Source organism: Mycolicibacterium boenickei, from assembly GCF_010731295.1.
Taxonomy (GTDB): domain Bacteria; phylum Actinomycetota; class Actinomycetes; order Mycobacteriales; family Mycobacteriaceae; genus Mycobacterium; species Mycobacterium boenickei.
This window is the reverse complement of record NZ_AP022579.1, coordinates 4,086,716-4,104,306: the sequence shown is the minus strand read 5'-3', so window position 1 is coordinate 4,104,306 and position 17,591 is coordinate 4,086,716. Positions and strand designations below refer to the sequence as shown.

16 protein-coding genes are annotated in these 17,591 nt (G+C 68.3%); 7 read left to right on the top strand and 9 right to left on the bottom strand.

What is annotated here, in order from left to right; genetic code table 11:
• The first annotated feature begins 7 nt into the window (after positions 1–7).
• From G6N57_RS19440 to G6N57_RS19430, 3 genes are read left to right on the top strand one after another with little or no spacing between them, the layout of a single operon-like run.
• Positions 8–1,615: an N-acyl-D-amino-acid deacylase family protein gene (locus tag G6N57_RS19440; RefSeq protein ID WP_077740984.1), complete on the top strand. Its 1,608-nt coding sequence runs from the start codon at positions 8–10 to the stop codon at positions 1,613–1,615.
• Positions 1,612–2,241 (top strand): bifunctional 4-hydroxy-2-oxoglutarate aldolase/2-dehydro-3-deoxy-phosphogluconate aldolase, encoded by a 630-nt coding sequence (locus G6N57_RS19435; RefSeq protein ID WP_077740985.1) that lies wholly within the window; start codon positions 1,612–1,614, stop codon positions 2,239–2,241. The genes G6N57_RS19440 and G6N57_RS19435 overlap by 4 nt, the downstream gene beginning before the upstream one ends.
• A gap of 46 nt (positions 2,242–2,287) precedes the next feature.
• The gene (locus G6N57_RS19430; RefSeq protein WP_077740986.1) at positions 2,288–3,679 is read left to right on the top strand and encodes a GntP family permease; all 1,392 of its coding nucleotides are present in this window, start codon (positions 2,288–2,290) and stop codon (positions 3,677–3,679) included.
• 9 nt (positions 3,680–3,688) lie between these two features.
• Here G6N57_RS19430 and G6N57_RS19425 read toward each other — a convergent pair whose 3' ends face one another.
• From G6N57_RS19425 to infC, 5 genes are all read right to left on the bottom strand, one after another.
• On the bottom strand, positions 3,689–4,129 hold the full coding sequence (locus tag G6N57_RS19425; RefSeq protein WP_077740987.1) for a hemerythrin domain-containing protein: 441 nt from the start codon (positions 4,127–4,129) through the stop codon (positions 3,689–3,691).
• 131 nt (positions 4,130–4,260) lie between these two features.
• Positions 4,261–5,025: a TrmH family RNA methyltransferase gene (locus G6N57_RS19420; protein WP_077740988.1), complete on the bottom strand. Its 765-nt coding sequence runs from the start codon at positions 5,023–5,025 to the stop codon at positions 4,261–4,263.
• Between the two features lie 23 nt (positions 5,026–5,048).
• The gene (gene rplT / locus G6N57_RS19415) at positions 5,049–5,438 is read right to left on the bottom strand and encodes a 50S ribosomal protein L20 (RefSeq protein ID WP_003885175.1); all 390 of its coding nucleotides are present in this window, start codon (positions 5,436–5,438) and stop codon (positions 5,049–5,051) included.
• Positions 5,439–5,478: 40 nt separating this feature from the next.
• Positions 5,479–5,673 (bottom strand): 50S ribosomal protein L35, encoded by a 195-nt coding sequence (gene rpmI / locus G6N57_RS19410; protein WP_036449598.1) that lies wholly within the window; start codon positions 5,671–5,673, stop codon positions 5,479–5,481.
• 23 nt (positions 5,674–5,696) lie between these two features.
• Positions 5,697–6,308: a translation initiation factor IF-3 gene (gene infC / locus G6N57_RS19405; RefSeq protein ID WP_077740989.1), complete on the bottom strand. Its 612-nt coding sequence runs from the start codon at positions 6,306–6,308 to the stop codon at positions 5,697–5,699.
• A 251-nt stretch (positions 6,309–6,559) separates the two neighbouring features.
• Here infC and G6N57_RS19400 point away from each other — a divergent pair, with 251 nt between their 5' ends.
• The 3 genes from G6N57_RS19400 (at position 6,560) to G6N57_RS19390 (ending at position 11,710) form a co-directional block, all read left to right on the top strand.
• Entirely contained in the window at positions 6,560–6,919 is a 360-nt protein-coding gene (locus tag G6N57_RS19400) for a DUF1844 domain-containing protein (protein WP_077740990.1), read from the top strand.
• Between the two features lie 67 nt (positions 6,920–6,986).
• Positions 6,987–10,301 (top strand): bifunctional lysylphosphatidylglycerol synthetase/lysine--tRNA ligase LysX, encoded by a 3,315-nt coding sequence (lysX, locus tag G6N57_RS19395; RefSeq protein ID WP_077740991.1) that lies wholly within the window; start codon positions 6,987–6,989, stop codon positions 10,299–10,301.
• Positions 10,302–10,375: 74 nt separating this feature from the next.
• Complete coding sequence (locus tag G6N57_RS19390; protein ID WP_234815643.1) at positions 10,376–11,710, top strand: alpha/beta hydrolase; 1,335 nt, start codon at positions 10,376–10,378, stop codon at positions 11,708–11,710.
• 3 nt (positions 11,711–11,713) lie between these two features.
• On the opposite strand, the gene G6N57_RS19385 is transcribed toward G6N57_RS19390, so the two are convergent.
• Together G6N57_RS19385 and G6N57_RS19380 are read right to left on the bottom strand one after the other, a co-directional pair.
• Positions 11,714–12,793: a hypothetical protein gene (locus G6N57_RS19385; protein ID WP_097925888.1), complete on the bottom strand. Its 1,080-nt coding sequence runs from the start codon at positions 12,791–12,793 to the stop codon at positions 11,714–11,716.
• Positions 12,790–14,130: a hypothetical protein gene (locus G6N57_RS19380; RefSeq protein WP_407665940.1), complete on the bottom strand. Its 1,341-nt coding sequence runs from the start codon at positions 14,128–14,130 to the stop codon at positions 12,790–12,792. The genes G6N57_RS19385 and G6N57_RS19380 overlap by 4 nt, the downstream gene beginning before the upstream one ends.
• Before the next feature lie 62 nt (positions 14,131–14,192).
• Between G6N57_RS19380 and G6N57_RS19375 the strand changes: the two genes are divergently transcribed.
• Positions 14,193–14,636, top strand: coding sequence for a hypothetical protein (locus tag G6N57_RS19375; protein ID WP_077740993.1), 444 nt, complete (start codon positions 14,193–14,195; stop codon positions 14,634–14,636).
• A 1-nt stretch (position 14,637) separates the two neighbouring features.
• On the opposite strand, the gene G6N57_RS19370 is transcribed toward G6N57_RS19375, so the two are convergent.
• On the bottom strand, positions 14,638–15,834 hold the full coding sequence (locus G6N57_RS19370; protein WP_174814497.1) for a CHAT domain-containing protein: 1,197 nt from the start codon (positions 15,832–15,834) through the stop codon (positions 14,638–14,640).
• Positions 15,831–17,576, bottom strand: coding sequence for an ATP-binding protein (locus tag G6N57_RS19365; RefSeq protein WP_077740995.1), 1,746 nt, complete (start codon positions 17,574–17,576; stop codon positions 15,831–15,833). Before G6N57_RS19365 ends, G6N57_RS19370 begins: the two co-directional genes overlap by 4 nt.
• Positions 17,577–17,591 lie beyond the last annotated feature (15 nt).

Below are 17,591 nucleotides of genomic sequence, written 5' to 3'. Positions count from 1 at the left end.
ATCTGTCATGCGCACGTTGATCCGCTCCGCCACCGTCGTCGACGGCACCGAGTCCGCCCGGTATGACGCCGATGTGTTGATCGACGACGACCGCATCGCCGCCATCATCACCGAACCCGCGGATTCGCCGACGGCCGATCGGGTGATCGACGCCTCCGGATTGGTGCTCGCGCCCGGATTCATCGACATGCATGCACATTCGGATCTGCAGATCCTGCTCAACCCGGAGCATCCGTCGCGCATCACCCAGGGAGTCACCACCGAGGTACTCGGGCAGGACGGACTGTCGTACGCGCCCGTGACGTCCGAGGTGCTTGCCGTCGTCCGCCGCAAGATCGCCGGCTGGAACACCGACCCCAGTGACTTCGACTTCGACTGGCGGTCCGTCGCCGAATACCTTGACCGCCTGGACCGCGGAATCGCCACCAACGTCGCCTATCTCGTCCCACACGGCGTCGTCCGCGCCCTGGTCGTCGGCTGGGACGACGTCCCCGCCACCGCCGAGCAGATCACCGAGATGCAGGCCATCGTGGCTCGGGCCATGGCCGAGGGAGCCGTCGGTTTGTCCGCCGGACTGACGTACACGCCAGGGATGTACGCCGACAACGACGAACTCCTCGCGCTGTGCCGCACCGTGGCGTCCTACGGCGGCTACTTCTCACCACACCATCGGTCCTACGGTGCCGGTGCCATCGAGGCGTACGCCGAGATGGTCGACCTGTCCGCCAAATCGGGCTGCCCACTGCACCTGGCCCACGCCACCCTGAACTTCGGTCCGAACAGGGGCCGGGCACCTGAACTCCTGGCCATGCTGGACACGGCGACCGCCGCCGGCGCCGACATCAGCCTGGACACCTACCCGTATCTGCCTGGAGCCACCACGCTTTCGGCGATCCTGCCGAGCTGGGCGTCCGCCGGAAGCACCGAAGAGACCATGGCGCGGCTCACCGATCCCGGCGCCCTGGCCCGGATCCGCGACCATCTGGAAGTCAGCGGCTCGGACGGCTGTCACGGCGTGATCGCCGAGTGGGGCACCATCGAGATCAGCGGAGTCACCCATCAGGAACTGGATCACCATGTGGGCCGCACGATCGCGCAGATCGCGGCGGCCGAGCACCGCGATCCATTCGACGTGTGCATCGACATCCTGCTGCGCGACGAGCTCGGTACCGGGATCCTGCAGCACGTCGGACACGAAGAGAACGTGCAGGCGATCATGCGGCACCCACGGCACACCGCGGGCAGCGACGGGCTGCTGGTCGGATCGAAGCCACATCCGCGCGGCTGGGGAACTTTCGCGCGGTACCTGGGCCACTACTGCCGCGACCTCGGCCTGTTCTCGCTCGAGGAATGCGTCGGCCACCTCAGTGGGCGGGCGGCCACCCGACTCCGGCTCACGGACCGCGGATTCATCCGTCCCGGGTTCGCGGCCGATCTGGTGCTGTTCGACCCGGAAACCGTCGCCGATACCGCTACCTACGAGCAACCCCGCACAGCGGCAACCGGATTCACCCATGTCCTGGTGCGCGGACAGTTCGCCCTCGATGACGGCGAGCTCACCGGGGTGACAGCTGGACGGTCGCTGCGACGCGGCCCTGATGGAGGTGTGCGATGACAGCGCTCGACGTGTTGCGGCAGGACCGAGTGCTCAGCGTGGTCCGCGCCGAGACGATTCCCGACGCGGCGGATCTGTGCCACGCGATCGCGGCAGGCGGTATCCGCACGGTCGAGCTGACCTTCACCACCCCAGGGGTGCTGGACCATCTTCGGTCCTGCGCCGATTCGGTGTCCGGCGCCGGGATCATGCTGGGCGTCGGCACCGTGATGACAGCCGATCAGGCCCGCGCCGCCATCGACGCAGGTGCCCGGTTCCTGGTCACCCCCGGCCTGCGTCCCGAGGTCGCCGCGGTCGCGACCGCCCAGTTGGTGCCGGTGTTTCTCGGTGCCCTCACGCCCACCGAAGTGGCCCAGGCAATCGATCTCGGATCCGCCGCGGTGAAGATCTTCCCGGCGAGCAGCATGGGCCCCAAGTACCTGTCGGACCTCCATGGGCCCTACCCCGACGTCGAGTTGCTGCCGTCCGGCGGGATCAACGAGGGCAATGCGCAGTCCTATCTCGACGCAGGCGCCCTCGCGGTGTGCGCCGGCACCGGTGTGGTGCCACCGGCCCATGTCGCTTCCGGAGACTGGAACGAGATCACCAGCCGGGCAAGCAATTTCGTCGCAGCTCTCTCTCGCTGAGCCTCACTTTCCCATCCCAGATCCTCGCCCACACCCAGGAGGATTCATGACCTCGTTCGTGCACTGGCTGCAACACGACACCTCCGGCCTGCTGACACTGGCCGCGGTGTCCATCGCGGTGCTGCTGTTGTTGATCATCAAGCTCAAACTCGAACCCTTCATCGCCCTGATCGTGGTCAGCATCGCGGTCGCGCTGATCGCCGGGATTCCCGTCTCCGACCTGGTCGGCACCCCGGCCAAGGCCTCGGATTCCCTGTTGGAGAAGGGGTTCGGCGGGATCCTGGGCCACATCACCGTGATCATCGGACTCGGCACGGTACTCGGGGCGATGCTCGAGCGCTCCGGCGGTGCCGACGCGCTGACCACCCGGCTGCTGAACCTGTTCGGCCCCAAGGGCGCTCCCCTGGCGATGGGCCTGACCGGCGTCGTACTCGGCATCCCGATCTTCTTCGACATCGGTATCTTCATCCTGGCTCCGCTGGTCTACGTGGCGGCCAAACGCGGCGGCAGATCACTGGTGATGTACGCGATGCCGATGCTCGCCGGCCTGTCGATGACGCACGCGTTCCTACCGCCCCATCCCGGTCCGGTCGCTGCCGCCGGCCTGCTGCACGTCAGCCTGGGGTGGATCATCATCATGGGGCTGGCCTGCGGTATCCCCGCCTGGTTCGTCTCCGGCGTGGTGTGGGGTTCGTGGATCGGCAAGCGGGTACAGGTCGAGGTGCCCGACGAGTTCATCCCCGAGGAGGACGAGGCCGATACCGCCAATCCCCCGTCGATCGGATTGATCGCCTTCATCATCCTGGCCCCGATGGCGCTGATCCTGGCCGCGACCATCGCCGACGTCATGCTCGACGGCGGCCGGCTGCTGTCGATCCTGACCCTGGTCGGGACACCGGCCGTCGCGTTGACCATCGCGGTGCTGCTCGCGCTCTACCTGCTGGGAATCCGCCGGGGCATCACCGCCACCGAACTCGCCAAGATCAGCGCGGCCTCGCTGCGTCCGGTCGGCATGATCCTGCTGGTGGTGGGCGCCGGCGCGTTCTTCGGTGCGGTGTTGCGGGCCACCGGAATCGGCACAGCCCTCGCCGATTCCATGACCGCCATCGGCCTGCCGGTGATCCTGTCGGCGTATCTGATCAGCTGCGCGCTGCGTATCGCGCAGGGCTCGGCGACCGTCGCGATCGTGACGACGGCCGGCATCATCGAGACATCGATCGCCGCAGGCAACTACAGCCCGGCGCAGATCGCCCTCATCGTGGTCGCGGTGTCCGCCGGCTCGATCGTCGCCAGCCACGTCAACGACGGTGGATTCTGGATCGTGTCAAGGTATTTCAACATGTCGGTGAAGGACACCCTCAAAACCTGGACCGTGCTGGAGACCATCCTGTCGGTGGTCGGGTTCGCGATGGCCGGCCTGCTCTGGCTGGTGGTCTGACCCGGCCTGCTACCGAATCATCTCGCGACCGGGGTGTGCCGCCTGCCATCCGGCCATCGCGGCATCCCAGTCGGCACCGTCGAGCGCGGTGAGCGCAGCCGGGAACAGTCCGTCCTCTTCTTTCGCGATGTGCATATAGAGCTCTTCGATCTCCGCCCGAAGCCGCTTCTGATCGTCGGGATCGGACAGGTCGACCACCTCGAGAAATGCCGCCAGCTCACGGTGTTCGGCCACCAGCGGGTCGATGTGCTCGGCGTACAGGTCGTCGTCGTGCATCACCGCGAACAGCCCGTTCTCCTCACCCTGCCAGTGGGATCGCAACTCCTCGAACATCGCCGCAACCAGCTGACGCGCCGCGTCCAGCTCACCGCGGTCCAGGGCACGCACCGCCTCGCGGCCGTGGTCGACGGCCCGCTCATGCTCGGCGATGTAATCCCGCAGCAGTGGCATCTCCCGGCATCCGCAGTATTGGCACACGGTGCACCTCCCCACAGCATCGTGTCACATCGACGCCAGTGGCCACTTGTGATACACGAATCACGAAAAACCGTGCGACAAGTGGCCATTCGGCGCTGGACGCGCTAGATGCGGTGGGCGCGGTGAGCGCGGGCGCTCTGATACAGGCAGATCGACGCCGCCGAGGCGATGTTGAGGCTCTCGGAATGACCGGGCATCGGAATGTGCACCCGATGATCGGCGGCCTCGGCCAATTCGGTTGGCAGGCCGTGGGCTTCGGGGCCGAACAGCCAGGCGGTGGACTGCGCCAGGCCGCCGCCGGCATCGAGGTCGTCGAGGCTGACCTCGCCATCGATCGTGGTGGCCAGGACCTGCAAGCCGGCCGCCTGCAGCCGTGCGACGGTGGCGGCCTCATCGGGCTCGCCGATCACCGGCAACGAGAAGATGCTGCCCGCCGACGCCCGCAGGCACTTGCTGTTGTAGGGGTCGACGCTGTTGCCGGCCAGCACCACCGCGTCGGCACCCATCGCATCGGCGGCGCGGATCAGCGTGCCGGCGTTACCCGGCTCCGAGATCTGTACGGGCACCGCGATCAACCGGGGCGCGGTGGCCAGCACATCGTCGAGGGTGGTCTCCGGCAGCCGGCACACGGCCACCAGGCCGACGGGAGTCACGGTGTCGGACAAGGCTTTCGCCGCACGTTCGGTGACCAGCTGCACCGGCGCGTCAGCCAGCAGAGTGCCGAACCGGTCCATCGCGGACTCCGTGGCGAACACCTCGGAAACAAGTCCGCGCCGCAACGCGGCCTCGACGAGGTTGGGACCTTCGGCAAGGAAACGTGCGGCGCGGCGGCGCCCGATGTGGCGCTGCAGTTTGACCGCAGCCGCCACCCGGGCAGAACGCTCGGTGAGCGTCAGGCGGCCTCTCCGGAGGGCGCATTGACGTCCTCGGGCAGAGCGGCCTTGGCGACCTCGACCAGCGCGGTGAACGCGGCGGCATCGCTCACGGCGATCTCGGCCAGGTTCTTGCGATCGACCTCGACGCCTGCGGCCTTGAGGCCCTGGATCAGGCGGTTGTAGGTGATGTCGTTGGCGCGGGCCGCAGCGTTGATACGCGAGATCCACAGCTTGCGGAACTCACCCTTGCGGGCACGACGGTCCCGGTAGGCGTAGGTCAGCGAGTGGAGCTGCTGCTCCTTGGCCTTGCGGTAGAGCCGCGACCGCTGACCGCGGTAGCCCTTCGAGGCCTTGAGGACTGTGCGCCGCTTCTTCTGGGCGTTGAGTGCGCGCTTCACGCGTGCCATGGGATGTTCCTATTCTCGTTCGGTACAGGGAGCGGCAGTACTAGCCGTTGAGCAACTTGTTGACACGCTTGGTGTCGTTGGCTGCGACCACGGTGCGGCCGTCAAGCCGGCGGGTGCGCTTGGTGGCCTTGTGCTCCAGCAGGTGGCGGCGGCCGGCCTTCTGGCGCACGATCTTGCCGGTCCCGGTCTTGCGGAAGCGCTTCGATGCTCCGCTGTGGGTCTTCGCCTTGGGCATGAATCCTCAGTTCTGTGTTGAAACTAGCTCTGCGTAACGTCTGGTTCTTCTGATGCGGCCTGCTGCCCGCCTGGGCGCTCGGCCTGCTCCGCTGCCTTGGCGCGAGTCTTCGCGCCGCGGTGCGGTGCCAGCACCATCGTCATGTTGCGGCCGTCCTGCTTGGCTGACGTCTCGACGAAGCCGTACTCGGCCACATCTGCGCCCAACCGCTGCAACAACCGGTACCCGAGTTCGGGCCGGGACTGCTCACGACCGCGGAACATGATGGTCACCTTGACCTTGGATCCGGCTTCGAGGAAGCGGACCACATGGCCCTTCTTCGTCTCGTAGTCGTGATCGTCGATCTTGGGACGCAGCTTCTGTTCCTTGACGACGGTCTGCTGCTGGTTTTTGCGAGACTCGCGCTCCTTGAGTGCCGTCTCGTACTTGAACTTGCCGTAGTCCATGATCTTGCAGACCGGTGGTCTGGCATTAGGAGCTACTTCGACAAGGTCGAGATCGGCATCCGCGGCGACGCGGAGGGCGTCTTCGATGCGCACAATGCCTACCTGCTCGCCACCTGGTCCGATCAGGCGGACTTCTGGTACACGAATGCGCTCGTTGACGCGGGTCTCAGTGCTGATGGGGCCTCCTATGTTGGGTCTGCTGAGGAGACCCGCCCACCTGCACTTCTGCCCCTGAGAACAGAAAAGCCCTGCTCAAAGCAGGGCCCAATGCCGACCGATCACGGCTTACGCCGCCTGCACCTCCAATGGTGGAGCACAGAACCGGTGCCCGAGGACACCGGCGACCGGACCGTTGTACCTTGTGGCCAACGGTGGGAGTGGGACTCCACTTGCTGTCCCTGACATGAGCCGGGACGGTCGCGCATGACAGTCTAGCAGGCATGACCGATCCGACTGAAACGCCCGACGACGCGACGCCGCAGGTGCGGGAGCTTGCCGACATTCCCGCCGTGGAAGTGATCACCCGGGCGGCAGTCATGTTGATGAGCGCCGCGGCCGAGAAGATCGGGCTTTCCGCCGACGATCCCGACGATAGCCCGCACCGGGATCTCGACGAAGCCCGCCGGATCATCACCGCGCTGGCCGGACTCGTGACGGCGTCGGCCGAATACCTGGGACCGCACGCGGGCCCGGTGCGCGACGGCCTCAAGAGCCTGCAGTTGGCGTTCCGCGAAGCCAGTGCGCATCCGGACGAGCCGGGCAAAGGCCCAGGCGAGAAGTACACCGGCCCAGTCTGGTAATCACCTGGTCGGTGTCTGTGCGCGTGATGGGCCCAATTGACGGGTTGACCGCCTATTCTCCGGGCGTATGACCGTCATCAGCCGCGGCACCGGGGTCCAGCCCGCGTCGAGGTTTTCCTGGGTTCCCGCAGCAGCCGGCTGGATCGTCGGGATCATCGCCACCCTGTCGCTGGTCGCCAGCGTTTCTCAAACGGTGCGCTGGGTGATCCAGGTGCCGCGCGAATTCGTCAACGACTACATCTTCAACTTCCCCGACACCAGCTTTTCGTGGGCGTTCGTGCTGGCGCTGCTGGCCGCCGCGCTGGCCGCGCGCAAGCGCATCGCCTGGTGGATCTTGGTGCTGTACATGGTGGGCGCCATCGGCTGGAACCTCGGCGATCTCGCCACCGGCGGCGACCCGCTGGCCGAGGACGTCGGCGAGGTCATCGGCCTGGTGTTCCATGTGGTGGCCATCGTCTGCCTGGTGCTGGCCCGAAACCAGTTCTGGGCCAAGGTGCGCCGCGGCGCCCTGCTCAAATCCGCTGTCGTTCTGGTCGCGGGCATGGCGATCGGCATCCTGGCCGCGTGGGTCCTGCTGGAACTTTTCCCCGGCACCCTGGCCCCGGAATGGCGGCTGCTGTACGCGGTCAACCGGGTGAGCGGTTTCGCGACCGTCCCGACCGAGGTTTTCGAGGGCTATTCGCATCCCTTCCTCAACGCGATCTTCGGCCTGTTCGGCGCGTTGGCGCTGATGGCCGCCGCGATCGTGCTGTTCCAGTCGCAACGGGCGTCGAATGCGCTGACCGGCGAGGACGAGTCGGCCATCCGCGGGCTGCTGGAGGTCTACGGAAAGAACGATTCCCTGGGGTATTTCGCCACCCGCCGCGACAAGTCGGTGGTGTTCGCCCCCAACGGGCGGGCCGCGATCGCCTACCGCGTCGAGGTAGGCGTCTGTCTGGCTGGTGGTGACCCGGTCGGTGATCCCAAAGCCTGGCCGCAGGCCATCGCGGCCTGGCTGCAGTTGTGCCAGACCTACGGCTGGGCGCCGGGCGTGATGGGCGCCAGTTCGGCGGCGGCCGAGGCGTTCCGGGCGGCCGGACTCAACGCGCTGCAACTCGGCGACGAGGCGATCCTGTATCCGGACCACTTCCGGTTGTCCGGGCCCGACATGCGCGCGGTGCGCCAGGCGGTGACCCGGGCCCGGCGGGCCGGGACCTCGGTGCGGATCCGGCGCCACCGCGAGCTGGACGAGGCCGAGATGGCCGAGGTGATCCGCCGCGCCGACGCCTGGCGCGACACCGAGACCGAACGTGGATTCTCGATGGCGCTGGGCCGGCTCGGGGATCCGGCCGACGGTGACTGCCTGCTCGTCGAGGCGGTGCAGCAGCGCGACGGAAACGCCGAGGTGGTCGCGTTGCTGTCGCTGGTGCCGTGGGGCGCCAACGGCGTCTCGCTCGATGTCATGCGCCGCTCCCCGCAATCCCCCAACGGCACCATCGAGCTGATGGTCAGCGAACTGTGCATGCAGTCCGAAGGCATTGGGGTCAGCCGGATTTCACTGAACTTCGCGATGTTCCGGTCGGCCTTCCAGCAGGGCGCCCAGCTCGGTGCCGGTCCGGTGGCCCGGCTGTGGCGGGCCCTGCTGGTGTTCTTCTCCCGCTGGTGGCAGCTGGAAACGCTGTACCGATCGAACATGAAGTACCAGCCCGAGTGGGTACCCCGCTACGCCTGCTACGAGGACGCCCGGCTGATCCCTCGGGTCGGCGTGGCCTCGGTGATCGCCGAGGGATTCCTGGTCCTGCCCTTCTCCCGGCGGAACAAGCAGCACACCGGTGAACACGTCGCGGCTCCCGCCGACCTGGTGGGGTCGGGCCGGCTGCACCACGACGGCAGCGCGCCGGACCGCAACGGGCTGCGCGACGATCTGGCCGACGACGATCAGCCACGCCTGCCCGAGCAGGTCCGGGTCCGGATGGCCAAGCTGCGCCAGTTGCAGGAGAACGGTGTCGATGCCTATCCCGTGGGTCAGGCTCCCAGCCATACCGTCGCGGCCGCACTGGAATCCGCCGACGGTGAGACCGTCAGCGTGGCCGGGCGGATCCTGCGGATCCGGGATTACGGCGGCGTGCTGTTCGCCCAACTGCGCGATTGGTCGGGCGAAGTTCAGCTGTTGCTCGACAACGCGCGCCTGACCCAGGCCGCCACCGCAGACTTCACCGCGACAATCGACCTCGGCGATCTGATCGAGGTCAGCGGCTCGATGGGACACAGCCGCCAGGGCACCCACTCGCTGCTGGTCGACAGTTGGCGACTGATCGGCAAATGCCTGCGCCCCCTGCCGGACAAATGGAAGGGACTCACCGACCAGGAGGCCCGGGTGCGGGCCCGCTACGTGGACCTGGCCGTCAACACCGAGGCGCGGGACCTGATCCGGGCCCGCAGCGGCGCGCTGCACGCCATCCGGGAAACGCTGTACGCCAAGGGTTTCCTCGAGGTGGAAACGCCGATCCTGCAACAGATCCACGGCGGCGCGAACGCCCGGCCGTTCCTGACCCACATCAACGCCTACGACCTCGACCTGTATCTGCGGATCGCACCCGAGCTGTACCTCAAGCGGTTGTGCGTCGGCGGCGTCGAGCGGGTCTTCGAACTGGGCCGGGCGTTCCGCAACGAAGGCGTGGACTTCAGCCACAACCCGGAGTTCACCCTGTTGGAGGCCTACCAGGCCCATGCCGACTACAACGTCTGGATCGACGGCTGCCGCGAGCTGATCCAGAACGCCGCCCAGGCCGCCAACGGCGCCCAGATCTTCCAGCGGCCACGCGCCGACGGGGTCCTCGAGCCGGTCGACATCTCGGGCCAATGGGCGGTCAAGACCGTGCACGACGCGGTCTCGGAGGCCCTCGGCGAGCACGTCACCGTCGAGACCGACCTGACCACGCTGCGCCGGCTGTGCGACGCGGCACACATCCCGTACCTGACCCACTGGGACGCCGGGGCCGTGGTGCTGGAGATGTACGAGCACCTCGTCGAGGACCGGACCGAGGAGCCGACGTTCTACAAGGACTTCCCGACCTCGGTGTCGCCGCTGACCCGGCCGCACCGCAGCATCCCCGGGGTGGCCGAACGTTGGGACCTGGTGGCCTGGGGTGTCGAGCTGGGCACCGCCTACAGCGAACTCACCGACCCCGTCGAACAGCGGCGCCGGCTGCAGGAACAGTCTTTGCTGGCGTCAGGGGGCGACCCCGAGGCCATGGAGCTCGACGAGGACTTCCTGCAGGCCATGGAATACGCGATGCCGCCGACGGGCGGTCTCGGCATGGGCGTGGACCGGGTGGTCATGCTGATAACTGGCCGTAGCATCCGCGAAACACTGCCGTTTCCCCTGGCCAAACCTCGTTAGCAGGCGCTTCACAGCCGATCCCAAGAATCGGCGACCACGATACGGGTGTGACGTTCACTCACCACCTGTCCTTGATGCACGGCTGGGTTCCGACCAGTGTCCAAGTCATCACCGCCGTGGTGCTGATCGCCGCGATCGGCTGGCGCACCCGCCGCTGGGCGCTCATGTGGCTGCCGCTGGCGGCTGCCGTAGGCGGAATCCTGGTCGCCGGCACCAACTGGTACATCGAGTCCGAGGGGCTGGCGGGCAACCCCGCGCCCCGGTCGCTGTGGGTGTGGATCGCGCTGTCCGGGGTGGCGATCGTGGTCCTGCTGGCCGGGTGGCGCGGCAGCCGGTGGTGGCGGCGCGGCACCGCGGTCATGGCGGTGCCGATGACCCTGCTGTGCACGGCCCTGGCGCTGAACCTGTGGGTGGGCTACTTCCCCTGGGTGCAGACGGCCTGGAACCAGTTGACGGCAGGCCCGCTGCCCGACCAGACCGATCAGGTCACGGTGGCCGCGATGCAGCGTCAGGGCACCATCCCGGCGAAGGGCCGCGTCGTTCCGGTCGAGATCCCCAACACGGCTTCGGGTTTCCGCCATCGCGGTGAGTACGTGTATCTGCCGCCGGCGTGGTTCGCCTCCAACCCCGCACCGCAGTTGCCGACGGTGATGATGATCGGCGGCGAGTTCAACACTCCCGCCGACTGGATGCGGGCCGGCAACGTGGTCAAGACGCTGGACGACTTTGCCGCGGCCCACCATGGGTACGCGCCGGTGCTGGTGTTCGTCGACCCCGGCGGCACCTTCAACAACGACACCGAGTGTGTCAACGGCAAGCGCGGGAACTCCGCCGATCACCTCACCAAAGACGTTGTGCCCTATATGAACACCCACTACGGCGTGAAACCGGCTGCGGCCGGCTGGGGCATCGTCGGCTGGTCCATGGGCGGTACCTGCGCGGTGGACCTGGCCGTCATGCACCCCGAGTTGTTCAGTGCGTTCGTCGACATCGCCGGAGACATCGGGCCCAATTCGGGCACCAAGGCGCAGACCATCGACCGGCTGTTCGGCGGGAACGCCGCGGCCTGGGATGCCTTCGACCCGAGCACCGTGATCAACAGGCACGGCCAGTACGACCAGACGGCCGGCTGGTTCGACGTCAACGACACGTCGACGGCGGGCAAGCCCGCAAGCCGCGCCAACGATCAGGCCAAGGCGGCCAACGCCCTGTGTGCGCTCGGCTCGAAACACGGCATCGCCTGCGCGGTGGTGACCCATCAGGGCACCCACGACTGGCCGTTCGCCAGCCATGCGTTCAACGCCGCGCTGCCGTGGCTGGCCGGCGTCCTCGACACCCCGCAGGTGCCGCCGATCGGACTGCCTCAGTCATCGCCCTCGGCGGCCTACATCCAGACCGCCGCCAAATAGTCGTCAGTAATCGGATTCGGCCGCACGGACCTCGGCGAGGAACGCATCGGATCCCAGGCTCGCCAACCGGGCCCGGGCGAATGCTCGCACCCGGGCGCGGTCGGATGCGGACTCCTCGACGCCAGCGGCGCCGACCCGCACCGAGGTCTGTGACCAGTCCAGGTTCCAGGCTCGGGATTCGCCGAGCGGCTGCCCGTCTGGGTCGTGCAACGGCAGGAGCGCGCGGCCCGCGGCGTCGAGCACTCCGGAGCCGCCGCAGCCGCCTGCGCGCAGTTCCACACCGATACCTGCCGGCGAATCCCGGCCCGCGAGCGCCACTCGCACCACAGCGCCGTCGGCGGTCACCGACCATTCGACGGTATCCTCGGCGGCGTCGAACACCCCGGGCGGTACCGCCGACCAATCGACGGACGCCACCCCGCCGGCGATCAGGCCGGCCCGACCCGACCCGTCTCCGGCCCCGGCCGCCAGCGCGTAATCCTCGCGCCGCGCGTCCGCGACGACGGTGGCCGGCCAGTCGATCCCGATCTCAGCGGCCAGCTCCCGGCATTGCGCAACCAGCTCGGCAACCCTCGGGTCACCTTGACCGGCAACGAAATTCAGTGTCTCCAGGTGGGGCGACAGCAAACCTTCCACGTCGGAATCCAGGGTGTCGTCGGTGAAGAAGTCTTCGGCCGCGACGGTCAGCAGCGCGAGCTCGGCGTCGAGCACCGGACGTTCCAGCGCCGCGATGCCGTCCCGGTCGCTGGCCGGCCACCACCGGCGCAGCCAGTGACCGATTGCCAAGCGCCGCAACGCATCCATCGAACCGGGCAGGACGTAGACCGCAGGCAGGTCGAGCCCTTGCCCCGGTTCCCGGTGGCGCAGCGCGTCCAGGACCGCGACGTGGCCTGCCTCGCCGAGCACGCGCCACAACCAATCGGCACGCTCCGGATCGGTGAAGGTGATGGAGGGCGGTTCGCCGGCTTCCCCATCGACCACCCACGACAGCACGGCTCCGCTGACCTCTAGGACGGCGACCACCGACGCATGACCTTCCATCGGACCTGTGCTCCACAGGCCGGCATCGGTACCGAGTATCACTGTGCCACCTGCACTTCCAGCATCGACTTGATCCGCTGTCGATGGTCGAGGCTGACCGATCTGGCCACACCTTCGAGCAGGGATCTCAGGTCGTCGATGTCGGCGCAGGATTCCTGCCACACGTCGCGGCCGTGCAGCCGTGCCCACAGCCGGCTCAGATAGGGCCGGGCGAACGCGGCGAGATCATCGATCACCTGCTGCTGGCGGGGATGCACCGCGGTACCCGCCGCCAGGTAGCGACGGGCGTGCAGCACGTAGGCCTCCTTGGCCAGCCGGGCCTGGATGCGGGACGACAGTTGATGGCGGCCCGACGCCGATGCATCCAGCGGATGCAGGTCGGTCGCCACCTCGATACCGGTGAGAAGCGCGGCCTGTTTGTCCTCGGCGAGCAGGCCCCACGGGGCACAGGCCCGGTCCACCTCCTCGGCGCACAGCAGCGGGAGATCGGGCAGCTCATCGCGGTCCAGGGCCCGGCGCAGGGTCGCCCGCACCCGGTCCACCACGCTGCGGTCCAGCGGCCGGTCCCCCTCGGCCGGTCCGCTGACCGGCGGAGGCTGTTGGGGCAGAACCGAACTCAGCCCGATCTCGACAAGCGACCATGGCAGGCCCGCGTCGGCGCGGCGCGCCCTGGCGCCCAGGTTGTAGGGCGTGGCGTCGGCCGCCAACGCCGACCACACCCGCTGCCGGGCCGCCTCGCCCCGGTGGCTGTCGGCCGGGCCGAGCACGGTGGCCAACCCGGCGAAGAACGGGCCGGTGATGGCGTCGGTAGCGACGACGTCAGCCCAGCTGCGTTCGAGTTGGCGATGCAACCGGTCGACGACCTGCGGTTCGGCCACATAGCTGTTGAGCGCCTCGATCGCCGTGCGGTCACGGCCCTCGTGCAACTCGGCCAGAACCTCGGCCGCCACCTGCGCGCGGTCCGACGCCGGGGCGCCCCGGGTCACCGCGAGTTCGAAACACGCCGGGAAATACAGTTCCTGGGCATTGCCGGTGGTGATCCGCAACCGCCGGCGCTGCTGTTTGAGCTCGGCGAACCAGGCCGCGGCAGCGCGCAGGTGGGGCCCACTGCGCACCACCTGATCGTGCAGCTCGGCCGCCACGTCGGGCGCCAGCACCGGTGCCGAGAAGTGGGTGTTGCTGCGCAGCCTGAGCACCAGGGGGTCGATGATCCTTTTGACGGTCCGGCGCAGCGGTCCGCCGTCGTCACCGCTGAACACCTCGACGCCGGGGCCGAGTGCGCGCCAGGCCCGATCGATCACGGCGCGGCGGGGCTGTGCGGAATTTGCGCCCGACGCGGGGACGGCCTGCGCCCCGGCGGTATCGGACCCGATGCTCACCGGCACCAGGATAGAGGCGAAGTTGGGTTCGGTAGCGCTCCCCCGGCCGGACCCTTGGCGTCATGACCGACACCGCGCTCCTCACCGTCCTGTGCCTGCTGGGCACCGGCGCCATACTCGCCGCCGTGCGTCGGGTGCGGTGTGCCCGTCCGAACGACGAGGCCGACGAACGTCTGGTCACCCTGCGCGAGCTGGTGGCCGAGTTCGATCACATGCTGGTCCGGAAGGGATTGCTGACCGGGGCGCAGGTTGCGCTGATCCGTAGCGGAACCCGGTCGCGCGGGATCGTCACCGGGATGCGGGCCACCGGGGCGGTCCGCGAGGACTACCGCGAGGTCGAGCTCGACCTGATGGTCAGCCGGCGCGGCGGTGGCCAGTTCCCGGTGCGCCAGCGTGCGATGATCCCGGCCACGGCCCTGGCGAAAGTGTCACCGGGCAACGTGATCGACGCGTACTACCGGCCGGGTGACGAGAGCACCGTCGCGGTGTGTGTGACCCCCGTCTGATTCAGCGGGCGCCGTCGACGGTGAACGTGGCCATCGCGGCCCAGTACAGCGGGCTGGCGGTGGTGTCGCCGTCGCGCCAGCGGCGCATCGCGGCGCGTTGCCAGCGGTTCACCGCCAGGCCCGCGTCATCGTCGCGATGCGCCAGATCGACCCCGACGATGGTGTCGGCCATGGGATCGGCCGCGGGTGCACCACCGAACTGCCGGAAACCCGCGGTCGTCGGCAGTGACCACAGCGTTGCGGTGACCAGTTGCGCACCGCCCAGAATCATCGCCGCAACCAATCCGGCCGCCTCGTCGAACCGGTAGTCGCCGCCGGATGCGCACGCCAGCAACGCCACCCGGGGTGGGATCGGCAGCTGCGCCGCGATCAGCTCCCCGGCCGTCAGCGGCCGCTCTTCGGCCAGATGCAGCGCGGCCCGGTCGGCATGTCCTGCGACACCGTCTGCGGCACTGGCATGCCCGACGTAGAACAACCGGCTCGGGTCCTGTGCACACGCATCGGCCAACCAGCGCCGGTCGGTGTCCGTGCGACGAAACAGTTCGACCGCCGCGTCCACCTTCGGCAGGACGGGTCCGCCGGCCACCAGATCGCCGAAATGCTCCGACAGCGGAGTCTGAGGCGACGGACGGCCCAGCACCGAGCCCAGGGCCGAATCCGGCCGCTGCCCGGGAATCCGCGGATCCAGCACCAGCAGTGGTGGGCCACCGAGGCGGTCCTGCCAACGGGCGGGGCTGCGCGGCGCGTGAACGACGTTGGGCGGCACGGCCATCAGCACGTCCACCAACTCCATCAACCGGAATGCATCCGGTCCGGGCATCGCCAGCTGCCCCCAGGGCACCCGGCCCAACCGCGGGCTCGGCGTCACGAAAAGGACCGGGCGAACGTCGGCGACGCAGTCGGCCAGCAATTGCCAGCCGTCGATCCCGATCAGGTGCGAGCCCAGCAACCGGGCCAAGTCGAGTTCGGCCTCCGCGGTGGCGAACGCACCTGTGGTCATGGCCCGTTCGATCGCGTCGGCCGGCGTTTCGGTACCGATCGGGTCGGGCAGTGCGGGGTTGAGGACCGCCTCCACGGCCTGCATGTGTGGTTCCTCGATCACCCAGGTGACCGAACGCTCCGGCTCCCCCACCACCCGCAGGCTCACATAGGTGGCGATGCCGACGTCGGCGAACCGCAGTACGAGAGTGTCGCTCATGGCCACGTCGTCCATTCCGCGCCAGGGGCGGTGACGTCCTGGCCGTACCGCTGCAGCGCCAACTCCCGGTAGTGACTCATGATCGGCCCCGAAACCGGATCCATTCGCAGTGGAGGCAACGGTCCGAGTCGCGTCAGCGCACCTTCGCCGCCGACCGGCTCGGCGGCCGCTGCCACGGCGAGTTGTGGTGCGAGTTCGGCTTCGACCGGAACCATCGCCGTGGCGGTTCCGGTCCAATCCTCGGCCGGCCCTGGAGCGGCCGCCGGATCGGTACTGAAAGTTCCTCGTGCACTGTGGTATTCGACCAATTCGCAAGTCAGCTCGGTATTGTCCGATTCCCAGGCCACGGCGAACGCGCCCGCCAGCAAGGGAGCCGACACCCCGCTCGCCCACCGGGCCCTGGCCCCGGCGTCGGTGATCGTGTAGCGCACCGAATCGACCGCCAGCGCGGCGGGGACCTTGAGGTCGATGGCACGGTCGAGCTTGACCATCGCACGGCGGTACTCGGGCGTGCCCGGGGTGCAGTCGACCACGCCGAGCCCCGCCGCATGCCTGGCCTCGACCTCGTTCCAGTCCTGGCCCGGTTCGCCGACGCCGTCGAAACCCATTTCCACCAGTGCATCGGCTCGCCAGATGTTGCCGAGGTGCGCATCGAGTCTGGCGTACTGCAGCCAGCTGTGCCGGGGCGATGCGTCCAGGTATTCGCGGGCCTGCTCCACCATGTGCACCGCTTCTTCGAAGGCGCCCCGGAAGATGGCGATCCAGCTGCGCTGCAACAGGATCCGGTGTATGTGCAGCGGCTTGCCGAGTTCCCGCCAATGTCGTTCGGCGTGTTCCCAGCATTCATCGGCTTCCTTCAACCGACCGAGCCCCAACCGGATCAGCCCGAAATACAACCAGCTGCGGGACACGTCGTGGGCCCGGGCATGCTCGGCGATCACCGGGTAGGCCACGGTGATCAAGTCCTGAGTCTCGGCGTAGGAACCGGCAGACCAGGCCGAGGCGGCGCGCTCGAGCTGGGCTCGGGCGCCGGCGAGTTTCCAGCCGCGGGCCTCTGCCCGGGCACCGGCCCGGCGCAACCACGGCTCGGCTTCATCGAGACGACCGGACTCGATGCAGAACCGGCCGTAGCCGAGTGCTCCCGCGACGAAAAGGTAGTCGGATTCGATGTCGTCGGCGCCGGGCGCCGCATCCTGCAGGGCGTCGAGGACCTCGGCCCACACCGGCACCGATGCGGCGTAGAGGTCGTCGTCGCACAGACCGCTCGCGATCAGAATCCTGGTGTAGCAGATCAGGTTACGGTGTTCGGGCGCCAAATCGTCGAATTCGCCGGGGGCTTCGATCAGCGTCGCCAGATGTGCGGCGGCACTGTCGTGCTCACCGCGGGCCGCGGCGAGTCCGGCGTCGAGAAACTCGACGCGACGGGTGTACCGGCAGATCATGCGATCGATGTCGTGATCGGACATGGTGGCCTCGGCGGCGAGGTCGGGGCGCTGCCCCGAGCGGATCGCGACGTAGATCGCCAGGCAGTCGCGGATGCGGGAAATGCTTTCCACCACACCCTCATACGCGGTGCGCACCAGGTAGATCTCACCGAGCTGGGCGAACACCTCGAGCGCATGGTCGTCACGGTCGGCCTGCTCGATCAGCGGCAACAGGGACACCAGCAGGTCACGGGCAGCGACCTCATCGGCAGCCAGCGCGAGGTGACGGGCGCGGTCGAGATCGCCGGCGATGGTCACCCCTGCACCATATAA

Coding starts and splice junctions, on each gene's coding strand:
- G6N57_RS19390 (WP_234815643.1), top strand. CDS start 10,376: ATGCACGGCTGGGTTCCGACCAGTGTCCAAGTCATCACCGCCGTGGTG.
- G6N57_RS19435 (WP_077740985.1), top strand. CDS start 1,612: ATGACAGCGCTCGACGTGTTGCGGCAGGACCGAGTGCTCAGCGTGGTC.
- lysX (WP_077740991.1), top strand. CDS start 6,987: ATGACCGTCATCAGCCGCGGCACCGGGGTCCAGCCCGCGTCGAGGTTT.
- G6N57_RS19425 (WP_077740987.1), bottom strand. CDS start 4,129: ATGCCACTGCTGCGGGATTACATCGCCGAGCATGAGCGGGCCGTCGAC.
- rpmI (WP_036449598.1), bottom strand. CDS start 5,673: ATGCCCAAGGCGAAGACCCACAGCGGAGCATCGAAGCGCTTCCGCAAG.
- G6N57_RS19375 (WP_077740993.1), top strand. CDS start 14,193: ATGACCGACACCGCGCTCCTCACCGTCCTGTGCCTGCTGGGCACCGGC.
- G6N57_RS19430 (WP_077740986.1), top strand. CDS start 2,288: ATGACCTCGTTCGTGCACTGGCTGCAACACGACACCTCCGGCCTGCTG.
- G6N57_RS19400 (WP_077740990.1), top strand. CDS start 6,560: ATGACCGATCCGACTGAAACGCCCGACGACGCGACGCCGCAGGTGCGG.
- G6N57_RS19370 (WP_174814497.1), bottom strand. CDS start 15,834: ATGAGCGACACTCTCGTACTGCGGTTCGCCGACGTCGGCATCGCCACC.
- G6N57_RS19440 (WP_077740984.1), top strand. CDS start 8: ATGCGCACGTTGATCCGCTCCGCCACCGTCGTCGACGGCACCGAGTCC.
- rplT (WP_003885175.1), bottom strand. CDS start 5,438: ATGGCACGCGTGAAGCGCGCACTCAACGCCCAGAAGAAGCGGCGCACA.